Origin of the sequence: Collinsella sp. AF11-11, from assembly GCF_003465485.1 — a bacterium.
GTDB lineage: Bacteria > Actinomycetota > Coriobacteriia > Coriobacteriales > Coriobacteriaceae > Collinsella.
In genome coordinates this window covers 125,742-137,923 of sequence record NZ_QSAS01000002.1, presented here as the reverse complement: position 1 = coordinate 137,923, position 12,182 = coordinate 125,742, and the positions used below count along the sequence as shown (strand labels likewise).

The following is a 12,182-nucleotide window of genomic DNA, read 5'->3' as shown; positions in this document are numbered from 1 at the left end:
AATCCGTGTTAAGCGTGAATGACTATGCAAGGAGAACGTTATGCGCATCTTGGTCGTCGAGGACGAGCGGGCGCTGTGCGATGCGATCGCACGCAGCCTGCGCAACTTGGCCTATAGCGTCGACTGCTGCTACGACGGGCAGCAGGCCCTCGACCTGCTCGATATCGAGACCTTTGATCTTGTCGTGCTCGACCTCAATCTCCCCCATGTCGACGGCATGACCGTGCTCAGGCAACTCAGAATTACCGATTGCGAGACCAAGGTGCTCGTGCTCTCGGCACGCGGCGAGGTCACCGACAAGGTAGCAGGGCTCGATGCGGGCGCCAACGACTACCTCACCAAGCCGTTCCATCTTGACGAGCTGGCAGCACGTATCCGTAGCCTCACGCTCAGACGCTTTACGCAAAGCGACGTTGTCCTGACCTGCGGATCGCTGAACTTTGACACCAAGGCGCGCGTCGCCTCCGTGGGCGGCGAGACCCTATGCCTCACGCGCAAGGAGACCGGCATCTTGGAATACCTGATGCTTAACCAGAGGCGGCCGGTGAGCCAGGAAGAGCTTATCGAGCATGTATGGGACAGCAGCGTCAACAGCTTTAGCAACGCGACCCGCGTGCACATCTCGTCGCTGCGCAAAAAGCTGCGCGGTGCGTTGGGGCACGACCCCATCCGCAACCGAATCGGCGAAGGCTACGTTATGGAGGACGGCAAATGAAGCGGCTGTCTCTGCAGTGGCGCATCACGTTGATGACGGCCCTGCTGGTATGCTCGACCTGCGTACTTATGAATTGTCTGGTTGGCTACTCCGGCATGCGCTACATGGACTCGATTGGTGCAGAAGCGTCGGCGCACAGCAAGGTGGAGGCGGCCTCGCCCAGCTCATTTGACCCGACAAACAAAGAGCTCGACGATGCGCTGACCATCGTCGTGAACGACGCCCAAGAATCGTTTGGCGCGACGAGCTGGTATATAACTGCGGCGGTGACGCTGCTCGGAGGCGTCCTGGCCTACTTTGTGAGCGGGCATGCGTTGCAGCCGTTGCGCTCCTTTGCGGCACAAGTCGAGAGCGTGCGGCCCGACAACCTCGCCGACACAAAAATCAGCGAGGACGTGCCCTCTGAACTCAGGCGCTGCAGCGCGTCGTTTAACGACATGATTGCCCGCCTTGACGAGGGATTTTCCGCACAAAGACAGTTTACGGGCAATGCGGCGCACGAGCTGCGCACGCCACTTGCGCTCATGCAGGCCCAGGTTGAGCTGTTTTGCGCCGAGCACCCCGACGTCGACGCCGATACAGCGAGCCTGCTCGGGCTGCTGCAGGAGCAGACCGAGCGGATGACGCACATGACAAAGACCCTGCTCGAGATGAGCGAGCTGCGCAGTGTCCCTTGCAACGATGCGATTGACCTGGCGCCGATGATCGAAGAAGTACTCACGGACCTGGCGCCCCTTGCCGAGCAAAAAGACATCACGCTTACAAGTGAGGGCGACGCGCAAACGATCGGCAGCGATACGCTAATCTATCGGCTGCTGTTCAACTTGGCCGAAAACGCCATACGTTACAGCGCGCCCAACTCGACCGTGCAAATCAACGCCTGCGCCGAAGGCGACCGCGCGCTGCTACGCGTGCGCGACCAGGGGCCGGGCATTCCCGAGCAATACCAGACGAGCATCTTCCAGCCCTTCTTTCGCGTCGACAAATCGCGCAGCAGGGCATATGGCGGCGTGGGGCTGGGGCTTGCACTGGTCTGGGAGATTGCCGCACTCCACGGCGGCTCCATCGAGGTCGAAGAAAGCTCGCCATGCGGAACGACCATGCTCGTGACTCTTCCCACTCGCGCACTCGGCTCATTAAAATAACGAACGGGATGGCACGCCGCGTGGCGTACCATCCCGCACATAATATCGAGGATGTGACAAAGGGACTGTCCCTTTGTCACATCTGCTAGTTCTCGTCGCCTACCAGCTGAGTTAGCTTACTCCCACTCGACCGTGCCGACAGGCTTCGGCGTGAGGTCGTAGCACACGCGGCAGATACCGGGGACCTCGGCGGTGACGCGGGCGGTAATGCGCTTGAGCAGCGCCCAGTCGAGCTCGGGCACCTCGGCGGTCATGACGTCAACGGTGTTGATGCAGCGGATGATGCAGGGCCAGTCGTAGGCGCGCTTACCCTCGCGCACGCCGGTGGCGCGGAAGTCGGGCACGACGGCAAAATACTGCCAGATTGTCAGACCTGCCTTGTCAATCTCCTCGCGCACGATGGCGTCGGCTTCGCGCAGCGCCTCAAGACGGTCGCGGGTGATGGCGCCAAGGCAGCGAACGCCCAAGCCGGGGCCGGGGAACGGTTGGCGCTCAACCATGTTCTCGGGCAGGCCGAGCTCGCGACCCACGACGCGCACCTCGTCCTTGTACAGCAGCTTAACGGGCTCGCAGAGCTCAAACTGCAGGTCCTCGGGTAGACCACCCACGTTGTGGTGAGCCTTCACGCCGTCCTGGGACTCCAGAATGTCGGGGTAGATGGTGCCCTGGGCGAGGAAACTGACCTCGTCACCGACCTTGCGGGCCTCCTCCTCGAACACGCGAATGAACTCGGCGCCGATAATCTTACGCTTGGCCTCGGGCTCCTCGACGTCCACGAGCTTATCCAGGAAGCGATCAGTCGCGTCAACATAGACCAGGTTGGCGTCCATCTGGTTCTTGAAGACGTCGACGACCTGCTCGCTCTCGCCCTTGCGCATCAGGCCGTGGTTCACGTGCACGCAGATGAGTTGCTTGCCGATGGCCTTGATGAGCAAGGCCGCGACAACCGAGCTGTCAACGCCGCCCGAAAGGGCCAGCAGGACCTTCTTGTCGCCGATCTGCTCGCGGATTGCAGCGACCTGCTCTTCGATGAACGCCTGGGCAAGTTCGGGAGTGGTGATACGCACCATGTCGTCGGGACGCTTGTTGGGATCCATGCAGAGCTCCTTTTCGGTTCGATGGAAATGCGCCGCGCGTATGCAGACGCACCGTCATATGACCTCATTATATGCAGAACGAGATGCGTTTCCCATCGCTGCGACAGAGCTTTTTGCAAGGGTGGCAATTTTTCCTAATGTCGAGGTCAGCTAGGCTTCGGTAGCCACCTTGGGAGCATCGCCAATAGACTCTTCCTTTATACGTTCGGCATAATCGCAGGCGATACCCACAAATTCCAGTTCCGGGCAACAGGAGTACAATTGCAGCTATTGTTGTCAGCTGTTGGGAGATGGAAGATGGACTGCGATGGCTACCCATGCGTTCCCATGCCGTTGATGTGCACTGCCTTTGTGCCGGGGCAGATTGACGCTGCGGTTGCAGGCATTTCCGACCCCGATTCGCGCGCCATTGCCACGGCAGAAGCGCTGTACTTTCGCGGACAGGCCACCCTCGCTGCCAAGACGGCGCGCCCCTATCTTGACGTCACCGATCCCGCGCTGCGCTATTCCGCATGCTTTATCTGCGGATACGCCAGTCTGTCGCTCAACCGTATCGCCGACGCCCGCCGGTGCCTTGCGGGCATCCTCGATACGCCGGCCGACGAGGAATCGCCCGCCGTCCACGCCACGCATATCCTGTTCGCCTCGGCCGCGAGCGTCCTGCTGCACTTGCCTTCCCCGTATTCTGCCGAAGAGTTTTATCCACTTGCGGCGCACCTACCCGAAGGCCTGCGACTGTTCGCCAGCTACGTGATGGCGCACGCCTTGTATCTGCGCGGCGAATACGGCCGCAGCCTGGGCATGGCGGAAAACGCCCTAATTATGAAACAGGGAAGCTATCCCATCTCGGAACTGTTCCTGCACCTGGCAGCTTCCATGGCATGCATGAGCCTCAAGGACATCGACGCCGCAAAAGCGCATTTTGGAGCCGCTTGGGACATTGCGCGCCCCGACGGCCTTATCGAGCTCATCGGCGAGCACCACGGCCTTTTGCAGGGGCTTATCGAGGCGTGCCTAAAAACGCAATACCCTGACGACTTCGCGCACATCATCGAGATCACGTACCGCTTCAGCTACGGCTGGCGGCGCATCCACAACCCCGATTCGGGCGAGGACGTTGCTGACGATTTAACGACCACGGAATTCACCATGGCCATGCTCGCCTGTCGTGGGTGGACCAACGCCGAAATCGCACGCCATATGGGAGTATCGCCGGGCACCGTCAAAAACCGCCTATCCGGCGTATACGCAAAGCTTGGCATCGGCACACGCGCCGAGCTGGTCGCGCATATGTTGCGTTAGCGACCGGGCTGCCAAGCGCATCGAACGCGTTCCGGAGCCCGACGCTTCGCTCGATCAATTTGGACATTTTGACCCTTGAACGGCACTACCGCCACGGGGCGCCTTCTCGCACAATTGGATTATTTCCACCGATATTTGCGGGATGGGAGCCCAAGATGCTTGATCGCCGTTCGTTACTTGTTGCCGGAGCGTCCTCGCTAGCGAGCATCATGTTGCCTCGCGTGCCGGGAAGCGAAAATGCCTTCCTGCTGCCGTTCGCGCCCACCGAAGCCTATGCCGACGAAAAAGATCCCTTCAGGGTGCTCGTTCTCTCGCGCACCATGTTTGGTGTGGTCGTGGTCGACGTCGCCAACAAGAATATGCCCATCAAGGGAGCGCAGGTCACGCTCACGTCGCGCTACGTCGCAGGCAAGCAGCTCGCCGCCACGACCGATGAAGAAGGCACGGCCATCTTTGAGGTCGCCCCTCTTTCGGAAGGCTACGTGGACGAGGCAACGCTTCTCGACGCGTACGACTTTAACGGCGGCATCTCCATTAGCATGGCGGGCTACCGTGATGTCGAGATTCCCCTTGCGCGTATCCAGGGCGGCACCGCCATTACCGCACCCACACGTCCGCTCTCCGATGGCGAGCCGTACTTTCGACAGCTCACATTCGACGAATGGGACATCCAGTACGCTGAAGCCACGTTCATGGCATTGCCGAAGGACGACACGGCAAACGAGCAGCCCGATACGCACGCCTTTACCGTGCAGACTCATCTGCCGCAGGGCGGGCAGGCAACATTGCATATCAATAAAGTGATGCCCGCTGCGGGCAGCTCAACCGAAACCGTCACGCAGATTGGCCAGATCAAGGCCAGCGCATCAGGCGCGGATAATCTGGCGACGTTCACACTCGAAGACAAGTTTCTCGACGCGGCATCGGGCCTTCTGGAGGAAGGGTGCAAGCTGCGCTTTGTTCTCGACTATCAGGGCAAAACCTACACGCTCTCCTCCCCCATGGCCGTTGTCACTGCGCCGGCCGCAAAGGCAGAATCGGGCTCGACCACTATCGTCCCCACTACCATGGACCAAGAGGTCACTCCGTTTGATTTCCCCGCGGCGTTTCCCGGCATCGGCGGCAATAAGTTCACGTGTTGGATGCCCACATTTCCGATCCTCTTCGATTTCTCGTTTGCTGGATACGTGCTGTTTGGCGGAGGATACAAACCAGCCAGCTATATGAACGATTCGGGCAACCCTGATCCGGAATACTGGAAGAAATCGCCGCGCGAGTCGGGCGCCAAGCAGGCAAACCGCTATCTCGACGAGATGGAGGGGAAGTGGAATCAGTACAAGAGTATGAGTGCCGGTTCGGGCACCGATCCAAGAAACACCAAGCTCCTTCGCCACCATTGCACGCCGCTGTTCACGATGGATATCGCCACACAGCTGTACGGCTCGCTCGCCTACGATTGGGTGGGCAAAACCTGGGGTAACAACAACGACCCCGCATACGGCAATATTAAGGCCCTCTTCCAGGTAAGAACCGACCTCAATTGGACCGAGCAGTTTACCCTAGGACCGGTGCCGTTTTTCCTAAACGTCAACCCCTGGGTGCTGGCGAAGCTGGCGCTCGCCGTGGGCGCCCACACGCACGGCAGCGGCGCGGCGTTTTTTAAAAACATTTCGCTCGACTATTCCAACACGTCGGGCTCGTTCACCATCCAGATCGGACTTGCCGTCACCTTTGGCGCCGGCGTTGCAGGCGTCGCTTCGTCTGCCGTGCGCGGCGCCGCATCCCTCACGCTGTTCATTGGGTACGAGAAGGCAGATGGACACCAGCTTCCGCGGCTGCGCGTAGGTGCAGACGTCGATGTCGACGTGATACTCCAGTTCGTAATGTTCAAGTGGACCACCAAGGCTTGGTCGGGGTCGTGGCCCACACTCATCGATTCGTGGAATATGTCGGTGAACAATGGCGACCAGTATGTGCTCCAGCGTTCCGAGCTCGCATTGGGTGGGGATACGCCTTACACGCTGGATGCCTGCTTCGGCTCGGCCGGCAACATCGAGGCGGGCGGCGTGCCGCAATTTATCGCATCGGCCACCATCGTCACCAACGCCGAGCTACTCGCACGCGCCGAGGTTAAGGCCACCGCCGTAAACGTCGCGCCTGTCGTGCGCGATTGGGATCAAGCGGTCACGTGCATTGAGCTCAAGGCGGATGCAGAAAGCGACGACACGGGACAGATCGAGCATTTCGTCCATGCACTGATAGAGAACGACGAAAACGCCGCGCCGATGTATGCGTACACCCATATCGGGCAGGCGAAGGACGCCGTTGCGGACCCCAACGCCAATTCTGCTGGTGTATCGGAGGACGAGCGTGGCGGCATCAAGCCCTCGAGCGACAACGTGCTGTTTACTGGCGTGCTCAGCGAAGCCCACATGAAGCTGGCGATTATCGCCGGCGTAGAATGCCTGTTCCGTATCGCCTCGGTGCGCTACGGCGACAATGGCCGCTCGCGCCTGGTGGTGCACACAAAGGCAAACGGCGCGTGGTCTGCCCCCACGCCCGTGGACTTCCCCCTTGGCTTTGGCGAGGGCGACGTGGAGCGCGACGGCATATACGATTACGACTTCGACGTGGTGGAATATACGGACGGAAGAGGAAACCAGGACGCCTACGTGCTGCTGGTCTCGGGCGAGCGCCCCGACGGCGACAACACCCTTTTCGATACGGCAAGCACAGCCGGCATACTGTCCGTTGTGCGCCTGCGCATAAGCAACGACGGAGTTCGCGTGATGTCGCACACGTCGTGGCGCAGCATCTCGCGCGGCCGCCTTCAGGAGGATGGCCACCATTGTCTGCAGTGCCCACGCATCACGGTGGGCAAGACACTTGTCGACGGACGTCTGTCGGGTGCCTACCTCCACCGTCGCGGAACCACCGCAGAAAAGGCGCTCGGCAGCGAGGCTGAGGTTGCGCTGGAGTGCTTTACCCTGTGGTCGGACGTTTCGGGCGACAGCCTGACGTTCCGTCAGGTCCTCCGCTTTCCGCAAGCACCGTCGAGTATCGAGCTGGGCGAGCCCGAGAATATCAACGGCAAAATGGTGGTGCCCGTTGCGTACGAGACCGCAGACGGTTGCGGCTGCGCATCGTACGCCGTGATCGGCCAGTCCATTGCAGGCTGGGGCGTTATGTCACCAGACGCCACGGTACCCCGTGCGGTGCCGTGGCCACAACATTCGGGCTTTTTGGCAACCGTCAACGAGCAACTGCAGCATATTACTTGGACGCGAGGCGCATCGGCATTTGCAACGCAGCCTGTGGGTGCCGCAGGCTGTGGCCCGGCATCGTTTAGCGTAAGCAACAACGGCAGATGCGTGCTCTATGTAGAGAACACCGACGGCAAGGTGGGACAAACCTACGACGAAGAAGGCAACCCGGTAGCAGTGATGGGCAAGCACTTCCGCATCTTCGCCAGCACCTTGGCAGGCGATCTTTTCACGGAACCGTTCGATCTTTTCACGGAACCGTTCGTGATGTGCGAGCTGGACCATCCCGTCGATCAGATAACGACATTTTTGACGTCGGGAGGCATGCTCTCCGCGCTCGCCACGCACATTGTGAGCGCGGAGAAGAGCGAGGCAGAGCTGCACGGCATCGAAGTGCCCTTGGTGGCGTGTGCCACTCCGACGGGCGCGGTCGCTACCTCGGGGCAGTGGTTCCCGGAGCAGCAGGCGAATCCTTCATGGTCACGGTGCGAAACGACGGCAACACCTTGCTGACCGCCGGCACGATCGATCTGTACCGAGAGGGCTCCAGCCAGCCGTTCTCCAGCGCATCCATCGGATTCGGAGCGAACGCACGCATGGCTTCGATCTACGATCCAGAGCTTGCCGAGGACGCTTCGGCCAACGACATAGCACACGTGAAGTACGCGCTCGAGACGCTGGGCGAACATTTTGCGACGCACCCGCTGGTAGCCGACAACGGCAACGCCGTGCTGGCACCGGGTTGCACGGCACAGTTCCGTATGAGCTTCGCCATCCCCGAGAGCTGGAGCGACGAGGTGGGCAAACGCGTCACACTGTATGCGAAGGCGCGTGACCTGGTGGCGCTCGATCCCGTAACGCTCAAGGAAATTCGACCGGGCGCAAACTCGGCGCTGGGTGCCGTATTGCACGAGCTTCATGTGCCCGACGCGGCATGCGAACGCTCGGAAGTTCAGGTCGGCGTATGCGACAGCGCGGATACGACAGGACTTCACGACGCCCCGATGACAGCAGACGGCGATTGTGGCTCGAGTGGCGGCGGTACCGATGAGGACGGCGGCTCCGGCGGAAGCAGCTCCGGCAGTGGCAAGGACCACGGCAATAACAAGCGCTCCGGAAAAGCGGGCGCGCTTGCAGGCACGGGCGATGTCAATGCTCCCCTTACGGCAGCCGCTGCAGCACTCGCCGCGGCAGGCGCCGGCCTCGTCGCCTACAGCGCCCGCCGCACGGCGCTCGAAACCGACACCGCCAATGAGGTCAATTCTGATAAGCCTCGCAGCTCCTAGTTACTTTTGTGAGAAACGCCGACTCGGCTCATCGAACATCAAAATGGGCTGGTTCTGAATACCCAGAGCCAGCCCATTGCGCATTAAATGTCGTCTGAGGAGTCGAGTTCTGCCTCGAGCTTGGCACGGCGTCTTTTCGCCGTGAAAAACGTTGCGCACAGGACAGCAAACGTGGCCGCGAAAATCGTCGCACCGCAGAACACGCCCGTGGCCAGGTTCGCCAACCAAAAGACGCTTTCGAGCGGTACGATCTGCGCCTCAGCGATACAACGCATTGCAGCAATAACAAGCGCGAACGCGGCACCGCTAAGGCCGCTGACAAGCAGGAAATATCCAACAGGAAGATGCTCGGTTTGCCCAAAACGATTGGTATCGACATAGCCCTTCCGCGTTTGCAGTCCTGCGCAAATCAACATCACGAGAACGAGCCACAAATACATGGCTGCCTCGAATGGCGTTGCAAAGCCATGCGGCATTTCACTGGCGTCGCTGTGAACCCACGCAACCTGTCGAGCTATAAACTGGTAGAAAAAGATCATCAACATGCCAAACGAAAGCAGCACGAAACCAATCTTGTAGATCTTCGCGTTCTCAGCCTCCAGGCGTTCATCCTTTGGGCCGGCATATTCACGCCACTTTTGCACGATTTTCAGATCTTCATATTTCATAGTGAACTCCTAAAGAGTATTAGGGTCGACGTCGGTTTCGTCTTCCCAAAACAAGTCGTTCAACGTAACGCGCAGCGCCTTACAGATTGCCACGCACAAATTGAGCGTGGGGTTGTAGCCGCCCGCCTCGATAAGGCCGATGGTTTGGCGCGCAACGCCCACGGCTTGGGCTAAGTCAGCTTGCGAAAGGCCAGCCGCCGCGCGTGCCGCCTTCATGCGTAGGTTCTTTTTGCCCGGCATGGAGTTCCTTTCGTAAATGTGGACAGATATCCGTCGCAACATGACAGAAATATATTGCATCGACTAATTGATGTCAACTATATCTGTCATTATGGAAACCATGTTCGCCATCGCCATGCGGACATAACAATTTCGATTCGCTATTCAAACTTACTCGGACAGAACCGACTCGGTTTTGTCCGAGTAAATGTGATTGATAGTCGATCGCTGTGCCCGCTCGTGCAATCAGCATCATTCGATTTTGTTTAGTAAAACTAGGTCCCTATTAAATAAAATTCGTTTGTATCCAAATTTGTTTAACAATGCCGCGTTACCACTAAACACTATACCCGTTAATCCGAACGATTGTTCGATGGATTTCGTGTTGGGTGGAATCGCCTATGGGCTGGGCTATGCTACCTTGACTATCTATATGACTTAAACGCAGCAAAGGAGCACCGAGAGAGCGAGTATGGCAAAAAACACCGCAAACTATGGTAACGACAGCATCCGCCAGCTCAAGGACGAGGAACGCGTACGTCTACGCCCCGCCGTCATCTTTGGCTCGGACGGACTCGATGGCTGCGCGCATGCCGCCTTCGAGATCCTGTCCAACGCCGTTGACGAGGCACGCCAGGGCTACGGCAAACTTATCACCCTTACCGCCTTTCGCGATGGCTCCATTCAGGTAGAGGATAACGGCCGTGGCTGCCCGCTCGACTGGAACCCTTCCGAGAAGCGCTTTAACTGGGAGCTCGTCTTCTGCGAGCTCTACGCCGGCGGCAAGTATAACAACAACCAGGGTGGCGACTACGACTTCTCGCTCGGCACCAACGGCCTGGGCTCCTGCGCGACCCAGTACGCCTCCGAATACATGGACGTCACGGTTTGGCGTGACGGCAACAAGTACTCCCTGCACTTTAAGAAGGGCAAGGTCGTCGGCGCCAAAAAGAAAGCGCTTGAGATTGAGCCCAGCGACGAGGACCGCACCGGCACCACCATCAAGTGGCGCCCCGATCTTGAGGTCTTTACCTCGATCAGCATTCCCCACGACTGGTATCGCGAGACCATGCGCCGCCAGGCCGTGGTCAACGCCAACGTGACCTTCCGCCTGCGCATCGAAGGCGACGATGGCGAGTTTTCCGAAGAGGACTTCTGCTACCCCAAGGGCATCGAGGACTACGTGCTCGAGAAGGTCGGTGCCGACTACCTCACCGAGCCCTTCTTCATCGAGGCCGACCGTCGCGGTCGCGACCGCGAGGACCTGCCCGACTACAACGTAAAGATCACCGCGTGCATGTGCTTCTCGCGCACCCTCACAATGCAGGAGTACTACCACAACTCATCATGGCTCGAGAACGGTGGCTCGCCGGAGAAGGCGGCCCGCAGCGCCCTGACCAGCGCCATCGATGCCTACATCAAGAGCCAGGGCAAGTACAACAAAAACGAGAGCGGCATTAAGTGGCAAGACGTCCAGGACTGTCTGGTGTTGGTGACCAACTGTTTCTCCACCCAGACGTCCTACGAAAACCAGACCAAGAAGGCCATCAATAACCGCTTTATCCAGCAGGCTATGACGGCATTCTTTAAGGAGCGCCTCTCGACCTACCTGATCGAGAACAAAGACGCCGCCAACAAGATCATGGAGCAGGTGCTCATCAACAAGCGCTCGCGCGAGAACGCCGAGAAGACGCGTCAGAGCATCAAGACCAACCTGCAGCAAAAGACCGACATGGCCAACCGCGTGCAAAAGTTCATCGATTGCCGCTCCAAGGACAAGAACCGTCGTGAGATCTACATCGTAGAGGGCGACTCGGCAGCAGGCGCCATTCGCACCTCGCGCGATGCCGAGTTCCAGGGTGTTATGCCCGTCCGCGGCAAGATCCTCAATTGCCTGAAGGAGGACTATCCGCGCATCTTTAAGTCCGACATCATCATGGACCTTATGCGCGTGCTGGGCTGCGGCGTGGAGATTAAGGACAAGCGCATCAAGAACCTCGGTGCCTTTGACCTGGACAACCTCAACTGGAACAAGGTCATCATCTGTACGGATGCCGACGTCGACGGCTACCACATCCGCACGCTCGTGCTCACCATGCTCTACCGCCTGGTGCCCACACTTATCGACGAGGGCTACGTGTATATCGCCGAGTCGCCGCTCTACGAGATCAACTGCAAAGAGAAGACCTACTTTGCCTACACCGAGCTCGAGAAGAACGGCATCCTCAAGGAGATCGGCGACCAGAAGTGCTCCATCAACCGCTCCAAGGGTCTTGGTGAGAACGATCCGGACATGATGTGGCTCACCACCATGAACCCCGAGACGCGCCGTCTGATCAAGGTGGAGCCCGAGGACGTCACCAAGATGGAAACCATGTTCAACCTGTTGCTGGGCAACGACGAGGCGGGCCGCAAGCGCCATATCTCCGAGCACGGCAAGGAATACCTGGACCAGCTGGACCTGCAATAGCAGCAAATCGATAACGA

Annotated in this window: 9 protein-coding genes; 6 read left to right on the top strand and 3 right to left on the bottom strand. The window is 59.2% G+C overall.

From position 1 onward, the window contains the following. The first annotated feature begins 40 nt into the window (after positions 1-40). Together DWV58_RS02065 and DWV58_RS02060 are read left to right on the top strand one after the other, a co-directional pair. A complete protein-coding gene (locus tag DWV58_RS02065) occupies positions 41-715 on the top strand; it encodes a response regulator transcription factor (RefSeq protein ID WP_117776011.1) in 675 nt (224 codons plus the stop codon). Beyond that, the gene (locus DWV58_RS02060; protein ID WP_117776010.1) at positions 712-1,860 is read left to right on the top strand and encodes a HAMP domain-containing sensor histidine kinase; all 1,149 of its coding nucleotides are present in this window, start codon (positions 712-714) and stop codon (positions 1,858-1,860) included. The genes DWV58_RS02065 and DWV58_RS02060 overlap by 4 nt, the downstream gene beginning before the upstream one ends. A 116-nt stretch (positions 1,861-1,976) precedes the next feature. Here the strand turns inward: DWV58_RS02060 and guaA are convergent, their stop codons facing one another. After that, positions 1,977-2,957, bottom strand: a complete 981-nt coding sequence (gene guaA / locus DWV58_RS02055; RefSeq protein WP_117640855.1) for a glutamine-hydrolyzing GMP synthase — start codon at positions 2,955-2,957, stop codon at positions 1,977-1,979. 297 nt (positions 2,958-3,254) lie between these two features. Here guaA and DWV58_RS09920 point away from each other — a divergent pair, with 297 nt between their 5' ends. The 3 genes from DWV58_RS09920 (at position 3,255) to DWV58_RS02040 (ending at position 8,808) form a co-directional block, all read left to right on the top strand. After that, positions 3,255-4,259, top strand: a complete 1,005-nt coding sequence (locus DWV58_RS09920; protein WP_199407862.1) for a helix-turn-helix transcriptional regulator — start codon at positions 3,255-3,257, stop codon at positions 4,257-4,259. Between the two features lie 155 nt (positions 4,260-4,414). Beyond that, a complete protein-coding gene (locus tag DWV58_RS02045; protein WP_117776009.1) occupies positions 4,415-8,035 on the top strand; it encodes a hypothetical protein in 3,621 nt (1,206 codons plus the stop codon). Next, the gene (locus DWV58_RS02040; protein WP_117776008.1) at positions 7,999-8,808 is read left to right on the top strand and encodes a hypothetical protein; all 810 of its coding nucleotides are present in this window, start codon (positions 7,999-8,001) and stop codon (positions 8,806-8,808) included. The genes DWV58_RS02045 and DWV58_RS02040 overlap by 37 nt, the downstream gene beginning before the upstream one ends. An 83-nt stretch (positions 8,809-8,891) precedes the next feature. Here DWV58_RS02040 and DWV58_RS02035 read toward each other — a convergent pair whose 3' ends face one another. Further along, on the bottom strand, positions 8,892-9,476 hold the full coding sequence (locus tag DWV58_RS02035; protein ID WP_117776007.1) for a hypothetical protein: 585 nt from the start codon (positions 9,474-9,476) through the stop codon (positions 8,892-8,894). 9 nt (positions 9,477-9,485) lie between these two features. Next, entirely contained in the window at positions 9,486-9,716 is a 231-nt protein-coding gene (locus DWV58_RS02030) for a helix-turn-helix transcriptional regulator (protein ID WP_117776006.1), read from the bottom strand. A gap of 451 nt (positions 9,717-10,167) precedes the next feature. On the opposite strand from DWV58_RS02030, the gene DWV58_RS02025 reads away from it, so the two are divergent. Continuing rightward, complete coding sequence (locus tag DWV58_RS02025; RefSeq protein ID WP_117776005.1) at positions 10,168-12,165, top strand: type IIA DNA topoisomerase subunit B; 1,998 nt, start codon at positions 10,168-10,170, stop codon at positions 12,163-12,165. The last annotated feature ends 17 nt before the right edge of the window (positions 12,166-12,182 follow it).